The sequence below is a fragment of the Clostridium sp. JNZ J1-5 genome (assembly GCF_053901425.1).
The window spans coordinates 1,627,043-1,649,645 of sequence record NZ_CM132773.1; the positions used below are offsets into that span (position 1 = coordinate 1,627,043).

24 protein-coding genes are annotated in these 22,603 nt (G+C 29.2%); 4 read left to right on the plus strand and 20 right to left on the minus strand.

Annotated elements, in window-relative coordinates:
* Positions 1-31: 31 nt before the first annotated feature.
* From ACWW38_RS07730 to cdaA, 6 genes are all read right to left on the minus strand, one after another.
* On the minus strand, positions 32-697 hold the full coding sequence (locus ACWW38_RS07730) for a nucleotide-binding protein (RefSeq protein WP_456260207.1): 666 nt from the start codon (positions 695-697) through the stop codon (positions 32-34).
* 192 nt (positions 698-889) lie between these two features.
* A complete protein-coding gene (gene buk, locus ACWW38_RS07735; RefSeq protein WP_456260208.1) occupies positions 890-1,957 on the minus strand; it encodes a butyrate kinase in 1,068 nt (355 codons plus the stop codon).
* 117 nt (positions 1,958-2,074) lie between these two features.
* Positions 2,075-2,983 carry a phosphate butyryltransferase gene (gene ptb, locus ACWW38_RS07740; protein WP_456260209.1) on the minus strand — a complete coding sequence of 303 codons (909 nt, stop codon included), beginning with the start codon at positions 2,981-2,983 and terminating at the stop codon, positions 2,075-2,077.
* Positions 2,984-3,236: 253 nt separating this feature from the next.
* On the minus strand, positions 3,237-4,835 hold the full coding sequence (locus ACWW38_RS07745) for an NAD(P)/FAD-dependent oxidoreductase (protein WP_456260210.1): 1,599 nt from the start codon (positions 4,833-4,835) through the stop codon (positions 3,237-3,239).
* 76 nt (positions 4,836-4,911) lie between these two features.
* Positions 4,912-6,189 (minus strand): CdaR family protein, encoded by a 1,278-nt coding sequence (locus tag ACWW38_RS07750; RefSeq protein WP_456260211.1) that lies wholly within the window; start codon positions 6,187-6,189, stop codon positions 4,912-4,914.
* Positions 6,162-7,007, minus strand: coding sequence for a diadenylate cyclase CdaA (gene cdaA / locus ACWW38_RS07755; protein WP_456260212.1), 846 nt, complete (start codon positions 7,005-7,007; stop codon positions 6,162-6,164). Before cdaA ends, ACWW38_RS07750 begins: the two co-directional genes overlap by 28 nt.
* A gap of 197 nt (positions 7,008-7,204) precedes the next feature.
* Between cdaA and ACWW38_RS07760 the strand changes: the two genes are divergently transcribed.
* Positions 7,205-8,218: a hypothetical protein gene (locus ACWW38_RS07760; protein ID WP_456260213.1), complete on the plus strand. Its 1,014-nt coding sequence runs from the start codon at positions 7,205-7,207 to the stop codon at positions 8,216-8,218.
* 114 nt (positions 8,219-8,332) lie between these two features.
* Positions 8,333-8,863, plus strand: coding sequence for a cell wall hydrolase (locus ACWW38_RS07765; RefSeq protein ID WP_456260214.1), 531 nt, complete (start codon positions 8,333-8,335; stop codon positions 8,861-8,863).
* Between the two features lie 155 nt (positions 8,864-9,018).
* Here ACWW38_RS07765 and ACWW38_RS07770 read toward each other — a convergent pair whose 3' ends face one another.
* The 6 genes from ACWW38_RS07770 to ACWW38_RS07795 form a co-directional block, all read right to left on the minus strand.
* The gene (locus ACWW38_RS07770; RefSeq protein WP_456260215.1) at positions 9,019-9,867 is read right to left on the minus strand and encodes an NAD(P)/FAD-dependent oxidoreductase; all 849 of its coding nucleotides are present in this window, start codon (positions 9,865-9,867) and stop codon (positions 9,019-9,021) included.
* 60 nt (positions 9,868-9,927) lie between these two features.
* Positions 9,928-10,245, minus strand: a complete 318-nt coding sequence (gene trxA / locus ACWW38_RS07775; protein WP_456260216.1) for a thioredoxin — start codon at positions 10,243-10,245, stop codon at positions 9,928-9,930.
* Between the two features lie 174 nt (positions 10,246-10,419).
* Positions 10,420-11,727 (minus strand): tetratricopeptide repeat protein, encoded by a 1,308-nt coding sequence (locus tag ACWW38_RS07780; RefSeq protein WP_456260217.1) that lies wholly within the window; start codon positions 11,725-11,727, stop codon positions 10,420-10,422.
* Between the two features lie 26 nt (positions 11,728-11,753).
* The gene (locus ACWW38_RS07785) at positions 11,754-12,509 is read right to left on the minus strand and encodes a DUF4652 domain-containing protein (RefSeq protein WP_456260218.1); all 756 of its coding nucleotides are present in this window, start codon (positions 12,507-12,509) and stop codon (positions 11,754-11,756) included.
* 20 nt (positions 12,510-12,529) lie between these two features.
* Positions 12,530-13,720, minus strand: a complete 1,191-nt coding sequence (locus ACWW38_RS07790) for a DUF4652 domain-containing protein (protein ID WP_456260219.1) — start codon at positions 13,718-13,720, stop codon at positions 12,530-12,532.
* Positions 13,710-14,282, minus strand: a complete 573-nt coding sequence (locus ACWW38_RS07795) for an RNA polymerase sigma factor (protein WP_456260220.1) — start codon at positions 14,280-14,282, stop codon at positions 13,710-13,712. The genes ACWW38_RS07790 and ACWW38_RS07795 overlap by 11 nt, the downstream gene beginning before the upstream one ends.
* 334 nt (positions 14,283-14,616) lie before the next feature.
* Here ACWW38_RS07795 and ACWW38_RS07800 point away from each other — a divergent pair, with 334 nt between their 5' ends.
* The gene (locus ACWW38_RS07800; protein WP_456260221.1) at positions 14,617-16,224 is read left to right on the plus strand and encodes a Na/Pi cotransporter family protein; all 1,608 of its coding nucleotides are present in this window, start codon (positions 14,617-14,619) and stop codon (positions 16,222-16,224) included.
* 69 nt (positions 16,225-16,293) lie between these two features.
* Here ACWW38_RS07800 and ACWW38_RS07805 read toward each other — a convergent pair whose 3' ends face one another.
* The 4 genes from ACWW38_RS07805 to ACWW38_RS07820 are packed head-to-tail and all read right to left on the minus strand — an operon-like array spanning position 16,294 to position 18,461.
* Positions 16,294-16,437, minus strand: coding sequence for a hypothetical protein (locus tag ACWW38_RS07805; protein ID WP_456260222.1), 144 nt, complete (start codon positions 16,435-16,437; stop codon positions 16,294-16,296).
* Positions 16,438-16,473: 36 nt separating this feature from the next.
* On the minus strand, positions 16,474-16,995 hold the full coding sequence (gene citX, locus ACWW38_RS07810) for a citrate lyase holo-[acyl-carrier protein] synthase (RefSeq protein WP_456260223.1): 522 nt from the start codon (positions 16,993-16,995) through the stop codon (positions 16,474-16,476).
* A gap of 18 nt (positions 16,996-17,013) precedes the next feature.
* The gene (locus tag ACWW38_RS07815; RefSeq protein WP_456260224.1) at positions 17,014-17,655 is read right to left on the minus strand and encodes a Fe-S-containing hydro-lyase; all 642 of its coding nucleotides are present in this window, start codon (positions 17,653-17,655) and stop codon (positions 17,014-17,016) included.
* Positions 17,619-18,461 carry a fumarate hydratase gene (locus ACWW38_RS07820; protein WP_456260225.1) on the minus strand — a complete coding sequence of 281 codons (843 nt, stop codon included), beginning with the start codon at positions 18,459-18,461 and terminating at the stop codon, positions 17,619-17,621. The genes ACWW38_RS07815 and ACWW38_RS07820 overlap by 37 nt, the downstream gene beginning before the upstream one ends.
* Before the next feature lie 236 nt (positions 18,462-18,697).
* Here ACWW38_RS07820 and ACWW38_RS07825 point away from each other — a divergent pair, with 236 nt between their 5' ends.
* Positions 18,698-18,910, plus strand: coding sequence for a hypothetical protein (locus ACWW38_RS07825; RefSeq protein WP_456260226.1), 213 nt, complete (start codon positions 18,698-18,700; stop codon positions 18,908-18,910).
* A 110-nt stretch (positions 18,911-19,020) separates the two neighbouring features.
* Here the strand turns inward: ACWW38_RS07825 and cwlD are convergent, their stop codons facing one another.
* The 4 genes from cwlD to rplM all read right to left on the minus strand — a co-directional run bounded on the left by cwlD (position 19,021) and on the right by rplM (position 22,581).
* A complete protein-coding gene (gene cwlD, locus ACWW38_RS07830; protein ID WP_456260437.1) occupies positions 19,021-19,767 on the minus strand; it encodes an N-acetylmuramoyl-L-alanine amidase CwlD in 747 nt (248 codons plus the stop codon).
* Between the two features lie 254 nt (positions 19,768-20,021).
* The gene (locus tag ACWW38_RS07835) at positions 20,022-21,635 is read right to left on the minus strand and encodes a Na/Pi cotransporter family protein (RefSeq protein WP_456260227.1); all 1,614 of its coding nucleotides are present in this window, start codon (positions 21,633-21,635) and stop codon (positions 20,022-20,024) included.
* A 90-nt stretch (positions 21,636-21,725) separates the two neighbouring features.
* Positions 21,726-22,118, minus strand: coding sequence for a 30S ribosomal protein S9 (gene rpsI / locus ACWW38_RS07840; protein WP_456260228.1), 393 nt, complete (start codon positions 22,116-22,118; stop codon positions 21,726-21,728).
* 28 nt (positions 22,119-22,146) lie between these two features.
* Positions 22,147-22,581 (minus strand): 50S ribosomal protein L13, encoded by a 435-nt coding sequence (gene rplM / locus ACWW38_RS07845; RefSeq protein WP_456260229.1) that lies wholly within the window; start codon positions 22,579-22,581, stop codon positions 22,147-22,149.
* Positions 22,582-22,603 lie beyond the last annotated feature (22 nt).

A 22,603-nucleotide genomic window follows, 5' to 3' on the forward strand; every position in this document is an offset into this window, starting at 1 on the left:
TACTCCCCCTTTTTAAATGTATTTTAATATTTTAGTATTCCCATGGCTTTTTCATAAAAATGTCAATGGGATATATTTCTCCTCCTAATTTAAAATTCAGTTTTTCTACTAAATCCTTTCTGCAAACTGTATATTTATATGAAATTTTCAAATACTCAGATAATTTTTTTACTAATTCATCTCCATATAAAATATCCTCTATTTCTGTTTCATTACCTAAGTTTGTATTTGATATTAAATGAGTAACTTTTAGTCTAGAAGCTCCTTCTATAGATCTTATATACTCTTCTGTGCTTTTTATATCCGATGTAAGAGGCCTATTATTATTTATAACAAAGTACATTTCATATGGTTCCTCTTTAAAATATCTATTATATTGTCCAAGAACCACTGCCCCTGCTTCGTCTCCACCTACATCTATTACCACTTCATAGCTCTTATCATTAAACACTGAGTTAACCTCTGCAGGAACTACCATAAGCTCAGCATTAACATAGTTAGATTGTGAACTTATTACCTTAACTCCATTAGCTTCAAGAAAATCCTTAATGCCTCTCACACAAAAGTATGGATTAACTATATCTATATCTACTATTGCAACCTTCTTACCATCTTTGGCCAGGTTCAAAGCATAATTTATGGCTATTTCTGTCTTCCCACTGCCGAAATGTCCTGTAAATATCCTTATTCTGCTCATTTTATCACCTTACCCTTTTATATAATATAATTTTTTAAAAATTCTTAATAATCTTGCAATAATTTAAATATATTATATCTTATTAGCTATATATAATCAAAATTTAATATTGTTATATAATCTAAATTTAATAAATAAAAAAACAAAGGTAATTTTATATCACCTTTGTTTTTTATCTATTTTTTATTTCTTTTAATATTCTTTTGCTTCTTCTTCACCATTTAAAACTCTTATTGCACCTTGTGCTAGAGCTAATAATTCATCCTCTCCTGGATAAACAGTTATTGGTGCAATAAATGATATTTTTTCTTCTAATCCCTTTACAACTTTCTTGCTATATGCTATTCCACCTGTAAGAATTATTGAATCTACTTTACCACAAAGCACAGGGGCACACTTTCCAATTTCTTTTGCAACCTGATATACAAAAGCATTAAATATTAATGTAGCATTTTCATCACCTTTTTCTACCATAGCCTCTACTTCTCTAAAGTCATTTGTTCCAAGGTATGCTACTGCTCCACCTTTTCCGTTAATCTTTTTCTTTAGTTCTTCTAAAGTATAATCGTTAGAATGAGCCATCTTAACTAAATCACCAATAGGAACTCCACCGCTTCTTTCTGGTGAGAATGGTCCTTCTCCATCTAATGCATTGTTAACGTCTATAATTCTTCCATTTTTATGAGCACCTACTGATACTCCTCCACCCATATGAGTTACTATTAAGCTTAAATCTTCGTATTTTATATTATTTTCTTTAGCATATCTCTTTGCTACTGCTTTTTGATTTAAAGCATGGAAAATACTCTTTCTTTCAATTTCAGGTATTCCTGATACTCTAGCAACTTCATCTAACTCATCCACTACAACAGGATCTACAATAAATGCAGGTATATTTAATGATTTTGCAATTTCATTGGCAATTATTCCGCCTAAGTTTGAAGCATGTTGTCCTTGAACACCTGATTTTAAATCTTCAAGCATTTTTTCGTTAACGGCATAAGTTCCGCCTTCTATAGGTCTTAAAAGTCCACCTCTACCTACTACTGCATCCAATGTATTTATATCAAAATTCTTTTCTTTTAAAACATTTAAAATGACTTGTTTTCTAAATTCAAATTGATCATAAATATGTTCATATTTTTCTATTTCCTCTGAAGAATGTCTTAATGTTTCTTCTAATATTTGATTTTCATCATCATAAACTCCAATTTTAGTTGAAGTGGATCCTGGATTAATAATTAATAATTTGTATCCCATTATAGTTCCTCCCTATGTGTTTAGCCTATAAACTTTTATTTATATGTTGTAAGTTTGTTAATTTTTTGATTATTTTATAGTCTCTATGCCTTGCTTATTCTTTAATCTCAAACTTTTTTACTTATTATGATTTGAAATAAGTCCTGCTAGAGCTATAGAATACATTTTAGCTTCATGAGAATCAGCTCTAGAAGTTAAAATTACTGGTGCTGATGTTCCTACTAAAATTCCACCATTCTTTGAATCTGTTGCATATGTTAAAGTCTTGTACATTATATTTCCCGCTTCAATATTTGGCATTAAAAGTATGTCTGCTTTCCCTGCTACAGGTCCTGTTACTCCCTTATGTTTGCATGCTTCTTCAGATATAGCATTATCAAGAGCTAGAGGTCCATCAATAACGCATCCCTTAATTTGCCCTCTATCACTCATCTTTGATAGGTTTGCAGCATCAAGTGTTGCAGGCATATCTGGATTTACTACTTCTACTGCGCAAACTGGAGCAACTTTTGGTATATCAACTCCAACTGCATGTGCTACCTTTACCGCATTCTCCACTATTTGTATTTTGTCTTTTAAAGTTGGATACATATTAAATGCTGTATCAGTTAGGAATATGAGCCTATCAAATTTTGAATTTTCAAATACTGCAACGTGAGACATCAATTTGCCAGTTCTAAGTCCTACCTCTTTATTTAAGACCGCTCTTAAAAAGTTTGCTGTAGTAATTAGACCTTTCATTACCATATCAGCTTTTCCTGTTGATACTAGTTCTACAGCTTTTAGTGCTGCTTTCTTGTCATCTTTTTCATCAATGATTTCGTAATCATTCATATCCATTCCTATTTTTAGACCTATGGATATTATCTCTTCCTTGTCTCCAACAAGTATAGCATTTGCTATATCATTGTCCTTAGCGTCCTTAATAGCCTCTAGAACTGGCTCATCTTGAGCTACTGCTACTGCTACTGTTCTAGTGTCTTCTGTTTTTGCCTTTTCTATAATTTCTTTAAAGCTTTTTATCACAAATATCTCCTCCTGTATTTCTTATTATTACTAAATATGCTCATTTATGATAAATTTGATACTCCCCCGCTGATTGTTAATTTATTAACACAATCATTATTATATTTTACCAAAAAAAATCTTTAAATACTAGTAGGTAAATTTAACAAAATATAATTAAATTTTGTTAAATTTTTATAATTACTACTAGCATTTAAAGATTTTATCTGATGACTACCATCCGTAATACTCCATTTGAAGCAAAGAATCCTCTTTATAACGGCGCGTATTCTTTCATTATACTTTCTGCAGATTTTAGTCCATCAACTGCAGCTGACATAATTCCTCCTGCAAATCCAGCTCCTTCTCCTGAAGGGTATAATCCTTCTAATGATATGCTTTGGAGTTTTTCATTCCTTTCAATTTTAACAGGAGCTGATGTCCTTGTTTCTATTCCTGTCATAATTACATCTTCTGATGCAAATCCTGGTATCTTATTATCAAACTGAATTAACCCCTCTTTTAAAGTATCTATTACTCCTTTTGGAAGACATTTTCTAAGGTCTTCAAAACGATATCCTGGTCTATATGTAGGCTTTATATTACCTAGCTTAGTCGATACTTTATCCTTTAAAAAATCACCTACTAGCTGAATAGGAGCTGAATATCCTCCCCCACCTAAATTATATGCAAGACTTTCATACTGTCTTTGAAATTCCATACTCTTAAGTGGCATATTCCCTGAAAAGTCATTTTCTCCAACCGTAACAACAATAGCTGAATTAGAATTATCTTTATTTCTAGCATGATAGCTCATTCCATTTGTTACAAGTCTTCCTTCCTCTGAAGCTGCTGCTACTACATCTCCACCTGGACACATACAAAAACTATAAACTGCTCTATTTGTTATATTGCTTGTATAGGATAATCTATAATCTGCAGCTCTAAGTTTTGGATGATCTGCATATTTACCATATTGATTTTCATCAATAAATCTCTGAGAATGTTCTATTCTAACCCCTATGGCAAAAGGTTTAGTTGTCATAAATATTCCTCTTTTAAACAGCATTTCGTAAGTATCTCTAGCACTATGTCCTAGTGCTAATATAAGTGTTTCACAGGGAATCTCTTCCCCATTTACAATTATACCTACAAGCTTATTTTCTTTTATCTTAATATCTTCTAATTTGCTATTAAATTTAACTTCTCCACCTAATTGCTTAATTTTTTCTCTTATGTTTTTAACTACATCTTTAAGTATATCTGTACCTATATGTGGTTTGCCCATGTACAGTATTTCTTCTGGAGCTCCAGCCTTAACAAATTCATTAAGTACAAAATTACATCTATTGTCCTTAATTCTTGTTGTAAGTTTTCCATCAGAAAAGGTTCCTGCTCCTCCTTCTCCAAATTGGACATTAGAGTTTAAATTTAGCTGGCCGGTTTGCCAAAATTTTTCTACTGCATTAGTTCTATCTTCAACCTTCTCTCCTCGTTCTATGACTATAGGTTTATATCCATTCTTCGCTAGCTTAAGTGCAGCAAACATGCCTGCCGGTCCCATTCCTATAACTATAGGTCTTTCTTTCATCACTTTATTGCCGAATATAAACTCTTCAGTTATACTTTCTTTTTCTATTTTTATATCCTTATTATTTGCTCTTTCAACAACTTTAAATTCATTTTCACATTCTACTTCAACACTATAGTTAAATTTTATATTATTCCTTTTTCTCGCGTCTATTGACTCTTTAACTATTCTAAAGCTTTTAATATCTTTATCATTAACTTTTAGCCTTTTTGCAGCTTTTTTACGCAGTAAATTTATATCTTCATCTATATCTAATATTATATTGTTTACTCTAATTGCCATTATTATCCTCCAATATCTAAAGTGAAACTAAAGTTCACATAGTTTTCTATTCCATGTGAACTCTAGTTAAATAAATTCAGTTACTTGGTTTGTTGCTTGTTTCTTTACTATCTTGAGTTTTTTCTCCTACATTATCTCCAGTTTTTTCTTTAATGCTTGCTTTAACGAATTTATAATTTTGTGATATTATACTTATCCCTTGAGGAAGTTCTATATTTATAGGTACTGTATAATCCCCATTTACAAGAGATTCTAGATTTACATAACACTTTATTACATCATTAGTAAGCTTACCTATAGCGGTTTTACCACCTGATACAACAATAGATACGCTTTTTTTATCTAAATCAGCCGAATAAGCATTTTGTAAATTTACTACTTTAATATCTAGTGTTAGATTTTTCTCTACAACTCTATCCAAATTTATTTCACCATCAATAGTATCTGTACCATCTATCAATTTAATGTTTTTAGGTAATACTAATTTTATTTTTATTTTAGATTTTTCATCTTTTAATTTGCTTAAATCTATAGGTTCTGTATCTAGCTTATTTATAGCTAATAGTTCCTTTGGATCTCCTGTTATAATAATTTTTTCCTTACTAAGATTTATATTTCTTAAAATCAAATCCTTTGGTAAATCCCCAGTAGTTTTTACATTTACCCCTACTTCCTTTACTTTTTGAATAGGTACAGTTACATCCACTACTTTTGGATTTACTATTACTTCCTGGACCTCTCTTCCTTGTTCATCAACTGCTCTTAAAGGTGCGGTAAGATTAATATTTTTATCTGGATTGTCAAGTTCGACTTCAGCTATAGCTTTAGTTACAGAATTTACATATTGCTCTGCACCACTTATCAATGCAGTTTCAGGTTTTACTACTGGTACCCCATCATTAAATCCATTTTTTGAGTTTCCTTTTACTTTAACTTGTATAGGTACATTTTTTTCTGTGTAATTATCGACTTTTATGGAGATCCACATAGAGCCATCATTTACAATATTAATATCATTGTTAGGTCTTCTAATTATATTAATAGGTATTCTATTTTCTCCTTTTTTTAAGGCATAAACACTTAAATCAGCTGTTAATTTAAACTGTTCTGCTCTAACTGAATAAACTTCTGAAGGCTTTCCCATTACCTTTAAAGAAGTTGTAAATTTTTGATTGGGTACAATTGTCAATCCTGATTGTATTAGATAATCTTCATTTACAATTTCAATTGGAATATTTGAAATCTTGTATGTTATGTTTGTATTATCATCATTTGAAGTATATAGCCATAAAATAAAAGCAGCGATAATGCAACATATTTTTACGATTAATTGTCGTCTGCTCTTTTGAACCATGACTTCACCTTCTCCCTATATGTCATCTTTTTAACTTGCCTGTATTTAATAATTCTTATTAAGATATCCTTTAATCTATCTTTTGTATAATATCTAGTTAAATTACCATTTACCGTAAGGGAGATAACTCCTGTTTCCTCTGACACAATTATAACCAAAGAGTCTGAAATCTCAGAAATACCAATAGCAGCTCTATGCCTAGTACCTAATTGTTTGCTTATATTTGGATTATTAGTAAGAGGCAAAAAACATCCTGCTGCTGCAATTCTATCATTTCTGATTACAGTAGCTCCATCATGTAAAGGTGTATTTACAACAAATATGTTTTCTAATAACGCAGAAGAAATTTCCGCATCAATTTTTGTTCCAGTAGAAATTATATCTCCAAGACCAGTTGTTTGCTCAATTACAATTAGAGCTCCAGTTCTACTTTTTGATAAATTTTCTACTGCATTAGTTACTTCAGTTATAACTTCTTCAATTATTTCTTCATCTTCTAATATATGTTTATCTGTAAAAGCACTTCTTCCTATGTGTTCAAGAGCTTTTCTAATTTCCGGTTGAAATATAATAACAAAGGAAAGAACTCCTATTGTTATTGTCTTATTAAGTATCCAATTTAAAGTAGTTAAATGTAATAAACTACTAACAGGAATCAATAATATTATTAACAAAATTCCTTTTAATAATTGTTCTGCTCTTGTTTCATGCATAAGCATATAAAACTTATAAAAAATAAATGATACAACTATAATATCTAATATAGAATATCCGTTAATACTTTTAAGAGTATTAACTACCAAATTGATAAACTCCACTTTTTCTCACCTCACGGTCTCAATATATTATAATTATACACCATTGTTACTTTAATAATAATACAAAGGTTATTTAATTAACAAAATATTTAACAACGCTCTATAATGAATATTCAAGTTTTATGATATACTAGAATAATATTCTACCTATGTTAAAATAATATATATATTATTTTATTTACAAAGGAGTTGGTAAATTGAAAAAGCTAAATAGAAAACAATTAATTACATTAGCAATTATTTTTTCTGCTCTTATTGTAGGTATCGGTGTTTTTTCAGGAACATATTACTTTTTTATAAATAAATCTCACTCTTCTTATAAAAATAAAGTAAATGTTGAGGTAGCTAATATAACTAAAACAAATGAAAATTCCTCAAACTTTACAAAAGGTGAAACTATTGATACAGAGAAAATTATAAATAACCTCTCTGACTCAATTACTTCACTCCAAACTTCCTTATCTAAGTTAAAAAATTTAGTTGTTACAAATAAATATGAAAAAGATCATAAAAATATATTAGATGGCTTAGAAAGTAATATATCAATATATAAGCAAATATTTACAATATGTAAAGATTCAAAAAGTCCTAACTTAGGAAATTACATAACCCAGCTACAGAAATATAGAGATGACTGTATGAATTACTATACTCTTATATCTATAGAAGGTATTCATCTAACCTTGCCAAAAGAAAGTATAGAACTTATAGATAATACTATATCCTACGCTGAAAAACAAATACGCTTAAATGCAGATGAAAAAATTACACTTAGCCAAAATCATGATTTTTTAAAATCTCTAAACGATATGCTAAGTAAATTTAATGAAATAAAAAAAGATTACATGCCAGAAGTTTTAGATGCAAGATCTAAAACCAAAGGATATGATACCATTTTAAATGATATAACATCTTCTGAAGCTGTCATGGCAGACATAAGATCAAATGTATCAAATATTAGTATACCTAAGGATGCTTCATCTATATGTTCGGCTTTTATTAAAGTTTTAGATAATTACGATTTATATATACAAAGTTTTAAATATGCCGTTAAAACTGAAAGCTTAACTTCTACTGCTGGAGTAGAAAAAGATACTTCTCTAGATAAGTTGTATTCATCTTCTAAAGATAAACTTAAAGCTGCAGATGATGGCTTTAAAGATTTTATGAAGTTATATAATGAATTTAACGACAAAATATCATTGCAGTAACTATGCTGTTGTTAAATTTAATTATTTTTTGAATTATTTTTTTACGAATGGGAACAATATCAATAGCCTACTTTAAGCAATGCTCCACAAATTTTAAAGGAGAGGATAGTAAAAATGAAAAAATTCTTAGTTAGCATAATGGCTTTAATTACTATGTTAACTTGTTCATTTTATTATGCCAACGCTAAAATAATATGTGATTCTGAAACAAAAAATTTATATAAAGAAGAATCACAAGTTGTCACTGTTTTTAATGCTAAAGGAAAAAATGTTTATATAACAAATGATGATATACACTTAATGGCCCAAATTGTTTATGCAGAAAGTTGCGCAGAACCCTACGAAGGAAAGGTTGCTGTAGCATCAGTTATATTAAATAGACTTAAAGATGTAAAATTCCCTAATAGTATTGAAGGTGTTATTAAACAAAAAGCTGCCTTTTCTTGTGTTAGAGACGGCAAAATCAATGTAACTCCAGATGAAAATTGTTATAGGGCAGTAATGGATGCTCTAAGGGGTGCTGACCCTACAGGAAATGCTGTTTTCTTTTATAATCCAAAGATAGCCACATCCGCTTGGATGAAAAATATAAATAAAAAAAATCTTAAAGAAATAGGTAACCATGTATTTTTCATAGTAAAGTAATATATTTTTAACTAAAGAAGCGTGCACATATATTATAAAAAAAATTAAGGCAGTTCTAATTTTAGAACTGCCTCACTTCTTTTTTCAACATATTCCTATAATAACTAAAGTTTTAAATATAAAATAAGCTTCAATATAGTCTAAGATTTTTTTACTTAAAGTTCATCAACTGCAGTTAATGCAGCTACTTGACCTTCACCTGCAGCCTTCATATATTGATATGGTTTTCCTGTACAATCTCCAGCTGCATAGCATCTTTTTATGTTAGTTCTCATATGCCTGTCAACTTTTATATGATTGTCCTCGATTTCCAACCCTGGAACTAACTGGCCAGGAGATATGCTGTCTCTTAGAACAAATATACCATCTGTATCTAATGTTCTATCCTTTAAAACTAGTTGTGTTACTCTATCTGTACCAATTACTTCTACAGGCTTATCATTTATAATTTGTATATTAGAATTTAGTTCTAAATCTCCCCTGTACATAGGAACATAATATACATTAGAAGCAAGCTCACTAACATAGTTTGCCTCTTCTTCTGCCTCTTTATTATACCCTATTATAGTTACTGTTTTTTCCTTGTACAATGGGGCATCACATGTTGCACAATATCCTACCCCTTTACCTAGGAATTCTGCTTCTCCCTTTAATGGCTTTCCATATTCAATACCTGTAGCTAAAATTACTGATCTAGCTTCGTACATCTTTTGATTAACCATTAGTGCAAAATATTCTCCCATAGCATAAATAGAATCTATTCTCTCTTCTACTATTTCTACTCCCATATTATCAATATGCTTCTCAAAGTGTTCTTTTAGGTCTTTACCAGCTATATCATAAAATCCTAAATAATTGTTTATTTTAGGTGCTTTCATTATTTTAGGACTAAGATTTTTACTTCCAAAAACTATTATATTTTTATTTCTAATTTTGCAATTTAAAGCAGCTTCAAGGCCTGCTGGTCCACTTCCAACAATTGCTACATCATATCTTTCACTCATTTTTTACCTCCTAAATAAGTAAAGCCGACAATAGCTTATTATGCATTGTCGGTCCTACATTTAAACGTGTTTTGCAAGAGCACTTACAAAGTCTTGTTTTGGTCTAAATCCAACCATATTTTCTACGACTTCTCCATTTTTAAATACCATAACGTTTGGTATGCTTGCTATTCTATACTTTTGTGCTATTTCAGGATTTTCATCTACATTAATTTTGAAAAATTTAACTTTATCTCCCATATCTTCTGCTATTTCTTCTATTACAGGGCCTAACATTCTGCATGGTCCACACCATGGAGCCCAGAAATCTACCAATACTGCTGATTCTGAATTTATTACTTCTTGTATAAAATTTGATCCTCCGATTTCTCTTATCATATATTATCCCTCCATAAGAATCATTTATATACCTCTGTGGGGTATATTTCAATTCTAACTCTATTTTCCATTGTAGTCAAGTATTAAATTTTAATGTTTTAATACCTATACATAAATTATTGTATCCAAATATCTTTTTTTAAATACGATACACTGCTTTAAGTAATACATTCTCTATTTTTTCATAATAGACTGTATTATTGAATTATTGTATTGAGAATTTGGATATGTACTAGCAAGCTTTTCTGCATATTGTTTCGCACTATCCATATTGGTTTCTTTATTCATAATAGCTAACCTATATAATACTTCTTCAGTATAATTACCTTTAGAAAACTTATTCATATACTCCAAATAATACTTGCTTGCATTCTTATAATCTTTCTTGCCTTCATATGCTGTTCCAAGCAAATATACTACATGGGGGTATAAATACTCTTTTTCTCCGTAACTATAAGCTTTAGATAAATTATCTATTGCTTTATTAAAATTGCTATTAGTTTTAAGTTCATATTTGCCCTGATTATAAAAATATTTTACTCCTTCTTTTTCAGAAACTGTATTATTTTTTACGTTATTTTTAACTACACTATTTTCATTAGTTTTTTGATTTACCTTGCTATTTTGTGTTGAATTTTCTATACTTTTTTTACTAGGAGCTACTTTTTCAGGCTGTTTATTTGGCTGCTGACTAGGTATTGCAGTGTTACTAGTATCTTTTTTATCTAAATTTATATTCTGCGAATTGTTTAATTTATCTATATCTTTTTCATTTAGGTTATCTTTAATAATTTTTTCTTTGTTATCTTCTAAACTGCTTGTACTAGTTAAATTAGCAGCGTGCTTATCTTTTCCTGATAAATATTGCTTAAATTTAGTAGTTCCAGTTATTCCAATGATTACGCAGATAAACAGTGAAGCTACACTTATTATCAACCTTTTGCTTGAATTATTTTTCTTGTTAAATTCTTTTCTGCTAACTCCATTTTTTATAAGCATTTTCTTATTATTGTTTGATGTCTCATTATTTTTATCTAGTTCGAATACTCTATTTACATTCTTAATAGCATTTGAATAATCCCCCATGCTTATATAACAGGTTGCCATAGCGTTATTTACATTTATACAATTATAATCACTTTCTCTACACTTTATTAGTAGTTCTAGTGCATTCTTAACCTTCAGCTCTTTAATCAAAGCTATTGCCTTAGTGTATAATACGAATCTATTCTCATCTTCTTTTATATTTTGAAGATACTTTCTTGCAACTTCATCATTATTAACTTCATAATTTAATTTCCATAGAGATTTTGAACCTTCTAAATTTCCTTTGAAATAATACAATAATCCTTTAAGATTTATAGCTGCTTTATTTTTTATGCTTATTGATATTACCTCTTCACATATATCAATAGCTTCATCTATAAATCCATTTTGATATTTATTTAAAGCTCTTATATATAACTTTCTTGATTTGTCCATTCAATTATTTGCTATACCTCCTAAGTTTACTTTAAATTAATTACCTTTTTATCTGTATGTGTCTTTGTAAATTCATTATCATCGTATACTAATAATTGAATTTCTATTTTATTACTAACTTTTTTAGCTGATACCACCTGTACTTTTGGAGCTTTTGTATCATATAAAACTGTTGTTTTACCAGTCTTAATATTTATCTTATATAAATTGCCACCTACAGCTACAGTTCCATAGCCTAGTCCTACTATACTTATAACATTTTCATCATCTATCCATTGTATGAATTTAGGTGTATTTTGTTCCTCACTAGGCATAATTTCTAGTGACCATTTTTCACCACTAGACAAATCTTTAGCATATATTTTACCTACACCTTCTTCTGATGCATCAGGACCCTTTCCTTCTATACAAACACTTAACTTTTTATTTGGAGAGTTCATCCAACTTGTAGCAAATTCAGGTTGAACATTTTTATCTAACTGCTGTTTAGTAAATTTAACTTTATCACTTTTTTCTGGTATATTATCTGTTTCCTCTACCACTTCTTTTTGTTGAGTATTTTCCTTTTTATCCTTGTCTTTTTCTTTTTCCTTTTCCTTCACGTCTACATTTGTATTAGTATCTATCTTATCCACTTCTTTATTTGACTCTACTTTTTCATTTTGGGATACCTCTGTTTTCTTTGAACATCCAGCAAGATTTACAGCTGTAGTCATAAATAATATACATAATGAAAGAGTTATACATTTTCTATAATTAAATGATTTATTTTTAAATATCATACAATTCTTCCTCCCTCTTCTTATTTATTATTGTTTATTAAACTACTCTTAATATTATGAATAATATAGCTTTCCATATAGTCTTTATCTTGATTATCGTTAGGATTTATTCTAACCTTAAGCTCAATATCATTATCATCAATTTTATTTATATCTATTATACCTCTATTACTATCAGAAAGTGTATAGACTTTGTATGCAATTCCATTATTAACATTTAACATATATAGTTTTTCTGTTAAATAATCATCTTTTTTATCCCTAATAACTACAAATAATTTTTCATCATCCCACCATTCTATATAATTAGGTAAACTCTTTTTATCGTTTATATTTGTTTCTAGAGACCAAGTTTCATTTTTAATAAGATCTTTTATATATATTTTTTCTAGATATATATCAGATTTTTTTATTGATGCTATAAATTTATCATTTGGTGACTTTATCCCCCCACCTAGTGATTTCACTATTTCTTTATCATTAACATAATTCTTATGAAATTTAACTTGCATTTCCAGGTTTTTATTATCATCAACAAAATTGTTTATAGGTTCATTATCATTTTCTTTTGATGTGTCAATGGCTTTATCATTTTCAATTTTTGATGATGTTTCCTGTCTATTATTTAATTGATTTTTAGTATTATCTTTAATAATATCTTTCTTGCTGATATTATTAGATTTCTCTATACTAGTTTCCTTTTCTTCTAAGTTACTTCCTTCTTTTAAATCAGCAGTTTTTTTTGAATTTGTTTCTTCTTTATCTTTCATAACAATATTATTTGATGGGTTTACAGCATCTTTTATATCTTGGCTACTTATACTATTTTCCTGTTTCAGGCTATTTGATTTGCTCTCAAAGTTTTCAAATATTTTAGTTGGATTTATTAGTATAATAAATAGTATTGCAGCAGCTATAGGTGCAGTAATTTTAAAATATCTCATCTTATTTACTTTTTCTATATTATTAGTAGTAATTTTATATTTGTTTTTATCAATTCTATTCATTATTTTATCTTTTTGGCTTTCTAAAATAACATCTTCTAAACTTAAAGCTTCTGTAATGGCATTTTCTAATAAAATTTCTTCTTTATAAAGTTCTCTACATGTTTCGCACTCTAAAATGTGTTCGTCCATCATAAGTGCTAAGTCTTCTGGAATATCTCTTGCTATATATGCTTCTAAATTTTCTGTGAATATACTACAGTTCATATTCACACCCCTTTTCTACTACAGCCATGTATTTTTTGAACTGCTCTTTTATTTTATAATACCGCCTTTTCACAGAGGACTCGCTAATATCTAAAATTTTAGATATTTCGCTAAATGTTACATCACTAGAATATCTAAGCATAATTATCTGCTTATCCAATTCACCTAGACTATTAATGTACCTCCGAACTATTTCTTTGGTTTCTTTAAATTCTATAATATTTTCTGGAGAAATCTCCTTTGAAGATATTCCTAACATTTCATCTATATTTGTTTCGTTTATTTTGCTGTATTTTCTGATGTGATCTATACATTTATTTTTAGCTATACGTAAAATCCAACTATAAAATTTGTACTTACTATCAAATGTATAAAGCTTATTATATACTGTTATGAATACTTCTTGTGTTATATCCTCTGATATCTGCTTGTCCTTTATCATAGAATATATAAATCTCATTACAACTATTTCATATTTACTGACAAGATCTTCGAAACTCTTTATTTTTCCATTAAGTGTTCCTTCTACTAATATTAAGTCTTCCTCATTATTGTTTAACAAGTGATTCACCCCTTACACCTGCCTATAATATATACGATAATTATACATTAAAAGTCACGAAAAGAAAAAATTTATAATAGAAAACTTAATTACCGTAACTACAAAATTATAACTTAAATTTCCAAATAAAAATACAAATTCACAAGGAATGTTGGCAATATTGGTAGTTATTCTTTAATTTTTCGTATTCTTTTCGATTTTTTTATATTTTTTTTACTTTTCGTCTTTATTTTTTTAATTTCTTAATATAAACTTAACATTAGTGTGGTAGAATTTTTAACGCACTTAATAATTAATTAATACTATAAGAATTGATAGGGGATTGAGGTAAGGTATGAACTACATTATGATTTTCAAGTTATTTGGTGGACTTGGACTGTTTGTCTATGGTATGAAACTCATGGGAGACGGTCTTCAAAAAGCTGCTGGAGAAAAACTTAAAAAAATTCTTGAAGCTTTAACTAGCAACAGAGTTCTTGCTATTTTGGTAGGTGCAGGAGTTACTGCAATAATACAAAGTAGTAGTGCAACAACGGTAATGACTGTAGGTTTCGTTAACGCTGGACTTATGAATTTATTTCAAGCTGCTGGAGTAATTATGGGAGCAAATATAGGTACTACTATGACTGCTCAACTCATAGCTTTTAAATTATCTGACGTAGCTCCTTTAGTACTTGGTATAGGAGCAGCTATGGTATTATTTTGTAGTAAAAAAAGAACAAGAGATATAGGCGATATCGTTCTTGGATTCGGTATTCTATTTGTGGGTATGTCTATGATGGAAGGTGCCATGACACCATTAAGAGATATGCCAGAATTTAGAACTCTTATACTCACTTTAGGAAAGCACCCAGTACTAGGTATACTGGTAGGTCTAGGCATGACTGCTACAGTTCAAAGTAGTAGTGCCACTATTGGTATTCTAATGGCTCTTGCCGCTAACAACTCAATTACACTTAATGTAGCACTTCCAATACTTTTTGGTGACAACATAGGTACTTGTGTCACTGCTCTACTTGCAAGTATTGGAACTAATAAAAATGCTAAACGTGCTTCATTAATACACCTTACATTTAATTCTATGGGTACACTAATGTTTATGCTTGCATTTAATTTAGTTCTATATATTGTACCTATGTTTGGAGGAGACATTCAAAGACAGATTGCTAACGCTCATACATTATTTAATATAAGTAATGTTATAATACAAGCTCCATTCATACCATTACTTGTTAAGTTTGTAAATAAACTAGTACCAGGTGAAGACGAAAATTTAGATGGATTCCACTTGGAATATCTTGATAGAAGACTTTTAGAGACTCCATCAATTGCGTGTGGACAAGTAGTTAAGGAAATAACAAGAATGGGTAAACTTTCATCAGAAAATGTTGATAACTCAATGGAAGCTTTCCTTAATAATGGCGCAAGTTTAATTGAATCCGTTACAGAGCAAGAAAAGTTAATTAACTTCCTTCAAAGAGAAGTAACTGATTTTATGGTTTCTTTATCAAATACTAATTTATCAGAACAGCAATCCGACCTTATAACGTCTTTATTTCATGTAGTTAGTGATATGGAGAGGATTGGTGACCACGCCAAAAACATAATAGAACTAACTGAACTTAAAATTAACGAGAATATACAATTTTCTGATAAAGCAATTGCTGATATAAAAGATTTATATAAAATAACTAAAGAAGCAGTTGATACTATGATTTCCGCTTTTAGTACTTTTGATTTTAAACTTGCTAAAGAAGTTATTGAACTTGAAGGGAAAATTGATACTGTAGAAAAACGCTTTAGAAAAGATCATATTGACAGACTTAATAATAGAATCTGCAGTCCTGCTGGTGGAGCAATTTTTGTTGACTTGCTTTCTAACTTCGAAAGAATAGGTGACCATTCAAACAATGTAGCACAAATGATACTTGATCAAGATTAAAATACATATTTAATACAAAAACAGTAAGATTTAATGAATCTTACTGTTTTTCATATCATTGAATAAAGTTTAATTGAATTTATGTACTATATTTAAGGAAGTGTTAGTATTCTTCCTATTATTAATACCTTCTTTTACAATAATAGATATTGCTATTACTGATAGAACTAAAAAAATTATTATTTTCTTTTTAAATGAAATTCTTTTTAACATAACCTCTCCTAAATTTATTTAGTTTTAAGAGTTAATCTAAATTTTTTTGCCATAAAAACTCTCCATATATTCTCTATATTTTCCTACTATATATTGTATAACCTGATCTTGGCTGTGCTTTTTCTCTTCAATGCATTGTTTTACTTCGTTGTCACAAATACAGCATTTACGTAGGTCATGCCCTAAATCTTTTCTACTTATTTTTTTTGTGTTTTTATCATAAACATCTATATTAACACAAGTGCCTAATATATGTTTATCTTCAATTTCTATAGTTGTTTTCTTTATTTCAGTAGCATCTTCATTAATGACAAGTATTAAAACTGGTCCATCTTCTGTTATTCTTAATATCTTAAAAAAAATAAATGGACTAAATATATCTGAAACTATTTCATCTAAGTTTTCAATTATATTATTAGTAATATCATTGCTCTTATTTGTTCCTGGATAGTTTACTTTTATAACTACTAACGGCATATTGAATCTTTTAACAAGAGTTTCTCTAAATAACTCTCTTTTATCTACATAATCTTTTATACATTCTGAATGACTAGTCATTGTATTTACCCTCTTTTACTATAAACTTGTAATACTCGATAAATATCTATTTTGACCTATTTCATAAAGATTGTTACCATTACTATCAATTATAACAACTACAGGCAAATCAATAACTTCTAACTTTCTTATAGCTTCAGATCCTAAGTCTTCATAGGCAACTACCTCTGATCTTATTATAGATTTAGCTATAAGTGCCCCTGCTCCACCAATTGCTCCGAAATAGATCCCTTTATTTCTCTTTATAGCCTCTTTAACTTCATATGAGCGCTCTCCCTTACCAATCATTCCTTTAAGTCCTAAGTCTAATAATTTTGGTGCATATGGATCCATTCTATAGCTTGTGGTTGGTCCAGCTGAACCTATTACCATACCTGGTTTTGCTGGTGTAGGTCCTACATAATATATTATCTGCTCTTTTATATCTATAGGTAACTCTTTACCACTATTTAAAAGCTCAATCAACCTTTTATGAGCAGCATCTCTAGCTGCATAAATGGTTCCTGAAATAAATACACTATCCCCAGCCTTTAAATCTTCAATTACTTCTTTTGTTAATGGAGTTTTTATTCTCTTGTCCACACTACTCATTCCTTCCTTTTTAGCTTCATAGGAATTACAATTTAAAGCTCTCTTGTTATATGTCTCGTTACATGACAATTAATATTAACTGCCACTGGCAATCCAGCAATATGTGTTGGATATGTTTCAATGTTTACTCCTAATGCAGTAGTTCTTCCTCCAAATCCTTGAGGCCCTATTCCTAGATTGTTTATCTTTTCAAGTAATTCTTCTTCTAATTTTTTATAATAAGGATTACTATTTCTTACATCTATAGGCCTTATTAATGCTTTTTTTGCTAAATAAGCTGCCTTATCAAAAGTCCCTCCTATTCCAACTCCCACAACTATAGGTGGACATGGATTTGGCCCAGCTTCTTTTACTGTATCTATTATGAAACTCTTTACCCCTTCTACACCATCTGCTGGCCTTAACATTTTAATTTTACTCATATTTTCAGACCCAAATCCCTTTGGTGCAACAGTAATTTTAAAATTGTTCCCTGGAACCACATCATAGTATATTACAGCAGGTGTATTATCTTGTGTATTTACCCTATCTAATGGATCTCTCAAAACAGATTTTCTTAAGTAACCTTCTTTATATCCTCTCCTAACCCCTTCATTTATTGCATCTTCTAAGTTTCCACCAACTACATGGACATCTTGCCCCATTTCAATAAAAATACATGTCATGCCTGTATCTTGACATACTGGCACATTTTCTTTTTCTGAAATATCTATGTTCTTTAAAATTTTTTCTAATATATTCTTTCCTATTTCCCAACTTTCAGATTTATAAGCATTTTCTAATGCACATTTTATATCTCCACTTAAATAGTAGTTTGCTTCTATGCACATATGCTTAATTGTTTCTATAATTCTGGAAATTTCTATTTCTCTCATACATCTTCCACCTCGTAAATTTAGTTAAACCCATTCTTTTATATTATCTTTTATAATATAACTTTATATTATATATTATATTTTATCAATAATTCTCGGGAAGATTGTAATACTAAATTTGATAGTAATATATTTTTAGCAATTATTCTTTATAAATCGATATAAAATTTATCAATTTTATGATAAAATTAAGAACGATACTATAAAATACATTAATAAAATACGAGGTGATAAATATGATAAGAACTGGATATCCTTTTTTTTATAAAAGATATGCATATGATCTTTCTACTAATGTAATACATGACTTAAAAAACGAAAAACCTGAATGTAAAATTGACGAAATTGATGAAGAAGATGTTGAAATGTTCAGCTCGTTAAATGAAGGATCATTAAATCTAGATCACCCTGTACATAAACATTGTCCTTTCTGTATGGGTGAAGAATAATTATAAATATAACCGACACATTTCCCAGGAAATATGTCGGTTATAATAATATTATATACTACTAATTTTATGTTTCTTTATTAAATTCTACTTTTCTTTTCCATTATTCTTTATTCCTTATTTTTCTTCTCTACTATACTTTCATCTACCTTGTCATTTTCTATTTTAGTAATTTCTTTATCTCTTTTTTCTTTAATAATAAAAAATTCTTCTATAGACTTACTTATAGAGTTAGATATTTCTTCTTGGTATGAATCTATTTTTAATTTTTGTTCTTCGGTAGGATTAGATAAAAAACCACATTCTATTAGGACAGATGGTATATCATCAAAACATCTTAATATCTTATAAGCTCCTTTTGCACTTTTTTCTTTTCTTTGATTATTATTTTTTAAATCCTTCGATAAATTTTGTTGTATTATATGTGCCAATTGAGAACTTTCTCCCTCTTTTGAATACCATACTTGGGCTCCATAATATTGACTTTGTTCAAACATATTTAAATGTACACTTACAAAAGCATCACAGTTTGTTTCACCTTTCATTTTACATCTATTATTCAAATCTTCATTCTTCTTATCTCTTATTTTACCTTGGTCTGAGTATAAACCTTTATCACACTCTCTAGTCATTATCACATTAAACCCTTTTTCCTCCAATGACTTTTTTAGTTTTAATGCAATCTTTAGGTTAATATCTTTTTCTACTGTACCAGATTTTGATACTGCGCCACCATCTATACCACCATGTCCTGGATCTATCAAAATTGTTTTATTTTTAGTTTGTTTTTCTTTTTCATATGCTTTTACTGATATATATTTAAAATTAACTATTGTTCCACTTATAATAATCAACATTAGAAGTATTAAAAAATTTTTTGAAGCTTTATTTTTTCTCACTTTTATCCCTCCTAATTGAACCTCTTTTATATTTTGTCCTATATTATCAGTTAATACTTTATATAATTTTTAGCAAATAAATAATTAACTTACTAGGTATTTAGTTACTATTCTAGTTATTTTTATAAATAAAAAAACAAGTAATTCTTAAAATTACTTGTAAAATTTCTTTCATTATTAAAATATATAAATCTATTCTTCAATTAAATTTATTATCCATTTATGTTTATAACATATTCAGCAATATTAGTTGAATGGTCACCTATTCTCTCAAAATTACTTATAACATCTAAAAATATTGCCCCTGAGTGAGCACTGCATAATCCATTGTTTAACCTGCTTATATGTTCTAATCTATATTTTTCTTCTAGCCTATCTATATTTTCTTCTATATTTAAAGTGTCTTCAGCCTTTTTTGTGTTATTTTCTTTAAAGCTGCTAACGCTTGTACTTAATGCATCTATCGTATAGCCATAAATGTGATTAACTTCTTCCATAGCTTTATCTGAAAAAACTAATCTTTTATATATTTTTTCTAAGGTTAACTCAGCTATGTTTTTACAATGATCTCCTATTCTTTCTATATCATTTACTACGTGGAACATTGCTATTATTTTATTTTTCTGCTCTTCCAGTAAATCACTATTAGATAGCTTCACTAAAAAAATAGTTATTTCATTTTCTAAAAAATTAATTGTTTTCTCATTTTCATAAACTTTTTTTATTAATTCTTCATTACTAGTGTTAAAAGCTTCCATAGATATATTTAAATTTTCTTTTGCTTTTTCAGCCATTCTTAATATTTCCTGCATAGCTTGTCCAGATGCTATAATGGGAGTCTCTACAAGTCTTTCATCTATAAATCTTGTTTTAAAATCGTTTGGCTCATCTTCTCCCGGTATAATTTTATCTGCTAACATTACTAAATAGTTAATTAAAAATATCATTATAACTGTATTAAATACATTAAATATAGTATGAGCATCAGCTACTTGCCTTGCAACATTTCCCGGTGTCATCTCCACTACAATATATTTTAACAAAGGAATACATGGAATAAATATTATAGTTCCTATTACATTAAATAATAAATGAATGAGTGCAGCTTTTCTGGCCGATTTATTTGTGCCTACGCTTGATATTAATGCAGTTGTACATGTACCTATGTTATTACCAAATAACACTGGAATTGCAGCTTCAATTGGCAATACACCCGTTTCTGCTAGTGCTAATAGCATTCCAGTTGATGCTGATGAACTTTGAATAATTACTGTCATAATAATTCCTACAAAAATCCCCAAAAATATATTGCCTTTAAGAGATATTATTATTTCTCCAAAAAATTCTGAATGACTTAGTGGAGACATAGTGTCTTTCATGAAGTTCATTCCTAAGAAAAGAACCCCTATTCCTAATATTACATGTCCTAATTCTTTTATTTTTTCCTTTTTAGAGAATATATATGTTAAAGCACCTATTCCCAAAAATACAGGTATAAATCTATCTAATTTAAATGATACGATTTGAGCAGTAACTGTAGTACCTATGTTAGCACCCATTATTACTCCTGCAGCTTGATATACGCTCATTAATCCTGCGTTAACGAACCCTACTATCATAACAGTAGATGCACTACTACTTTGGATAATTGCAGTAATTATAATACCTGTAAGTACAGCTTTAATAGGATTTGATGTCAATCTCTGAAAAAAGTATTTTATCTTATTCCCTGCTACATTCTCTAGGCCTTCTCCCATTAATTTTACTCCATATAAGAATAGTCCTAAACCTCCAATAAGACCCATGATTGTATCTAAAAAATTCATATAATCCCCCCAATTATACTACCTGCATTGATAGTACAATATAAAAAAGACAAGAAAGGTATCCTTTCCTGTCCTTCAAAATACAGTTTATTATCTCTTTGAGAATTGTGGTGCTCTTCTAGCTTTCTTAAGACCGTATTTCTTTCTTTCCTTCATTCTTGGATCTCTTGTTAAGAATCCTGCTTTCTTAAGCTCTGGTTTTAAAGCTTCATCAGCTTTAACAAGTGCTCTTGTTATACCATGTCTTATAGCTCCAGCTTGACCTGTAAGTCCACCGCCATGAACGTTTACTATTACATCAAATTTGTCTTTAGTTCCTGTTAAAACTAATGGTTGATTAACAATATATCTTAAAGTTTCTAATCCAAAAAAGTTTTCGATATCTCTCTTATTTATTGTAACCTTACCATCTCCAGGTACAAGTATAACTCTAGCTATTGATTTTTTTCTTCTTCCTGTTCCGAAATATTGAACTTTAGCCATCTATATGTATCCTCCCTTCAGCTCTTTATTAGTATCTTAACTCTAAAACTTCTGGTTTTTGAGCTTGTTGATCGTGTTCTGAACCCCTGTAAACTTTTAATTTCTTAAGCATTTGTCTTCCTAAAGGTCCTTCTGGAAGCATTCTTCTTACAGCTTCTTGGAAAACAAATTCTGGTTTACTTTCTAATGCTTTTCTGTAAGGCACTTCTTTTAATCCACCTGGATATGATGAGTGGTGTCTTAACATTTTTTGATCTAATTTCTTTCCTGTTAAAAGTATTTTTTCTGCATTTAATACTATTACATAATCACCAGTATCAACATGTGGTGTGTAAGTTGGCTTGTTTTTTCCTCTTAATATTGTAGCAACTTGGCTTGCTGCTCTTCCTAGTGCTTTTCCTTCAACATCGATAACATACCATTTTCTTTGAACTTCATTTGCTTTTGCAAGATATGATTTCATCTCTTTCCCTCCTTGAACTTTT

Bases quoted from the DNA above. Each gene is read 5' to 3' on its own strand.
- ACWW38_RS07820 (WP_456260225.1), bottom strand. From the start codon at position 18,461: ATGAGAGAAATAGAAATTTCCAGAATTATAGAAACAATTAAGCATATG.
- citX (WP_456260223.1), bottom strand. From the start codon at position 16,995: ATGACTAGTCATTCAGAATGTATAAAAGATTATGTAGATAAAAGAGAG.
- cwlD (WP_456260437.1), bottom strand. From the start codon at position 19,767: ATGTTGATTATTATAAGTGGAACAATAGTTAATTTTAAATATATATCA.
- ACWW38_RS07765 (WP_456260214.1), top strand. From the start codon at position 8,333: ATGAAAAAATTCTTAGTTAGCATAATGGCTTTAATTACTATGTTAACT.
- ACWW38_RS07790 (WP_456260219.1), bottom strand. From the start codon at position 13,720: ATGAACTGTAGTATATTCACAGAAAATTTAGAAGCATATATAGCAAGA.
- ACWW38_RS07825 (WP_456260226.1), top strand. From the start codon at position 18,698: ATGATAAGAACTGGATATCCTTTTTTTTATAAAAGATATGCATATGAT.
- ACWW38_RS07730 (WP_456260207.1), bottom strand. From the start codon at position 697: ATGAGCAGAATAAGGATATTTACAGGACATTTCGGCAGTGGGAAGACA.
- ACWW38_RS07785 (WP_456260218.1), bottom strand. From the start codon at position 12,509: ATGATATTTAAAAATAAATCATTTAATTATAGAAAATGTATAACTCTT.
- rplM (WP_456260229.1), bottom strand. From the start codon at position 22,581: ATGAAATCATATCTTGCAAAAGCAAATGAAGTTCAAAGAAAATGGTAT.
- rpsI (WP_456260228.1), bottom strand. From the start codon at position 22,118: ATGGCTAAAGTTCAATATTTCGGAACAGGAAGAAGAAAAAAATCAATA.
- buk (WP_456260208.1), bottom strand. From the start codon at position 1,957: ATGGGATACAAATTATTAATTATTAATCCAGGATCCACTTCAACTAAA.
- ACWW38_RS07750 (WP_456260211.1), bottom strand. From the start codon at position 6,189: ATGGTTCAAAAGAGCAGACGACAATTAATCGTAAAAATATGTTGCATT.
- ACWW38_RS07780 (WP_456260217.1), bottom strand. From the start codon at position 11,727: ATGGACAAATCAAGAAAGTTATATATAAGAGCTTTAAATAAATATCAA.
- trxA (WP_456260216.1), bottom strand. From the start codon at position 10,245: ATGATAAGAGAAATCGGAGGATCAAATTTTATACAAGAAGTAATAAAT.
- ACWW38_RS07835 (WP_456260227.1), bottom strand. From the start codon at position 21,635: ATGAATTTTTTAGATACAATCATGGGTCTTATTGGAGGTTTAGGACTA.
- ACWW38_RS07745 (WP_456260210.1), bottom strand. From the start codon at position 4,835: ATGGCAATTAGAGTAAACAATATAATATTAGATATAGATGAAGATATA.
- ACWW38_RS07805 (WP_456260222.1), bottom strand. From the start codon at position 16,437: ATGTTAAAAAGAATTTCATTTAAAAAGAAAATAATAATTTTTTTAGTT.
- ACWW38_RS07800 (WP_456260221.1), top strand. From the start codon at position 14,617: ATGAACTACATTATGATTTTCAAGTTATTTGGTGGACTTGGACTGTTT.
- ACWW38_RS07770 (WP_456260215.1), bottom strand. From the start codon at position 9,867: ATGAGTGAAAGATATGATGTAGCAATTGTTGGAAGTGGACCAGCAGGC.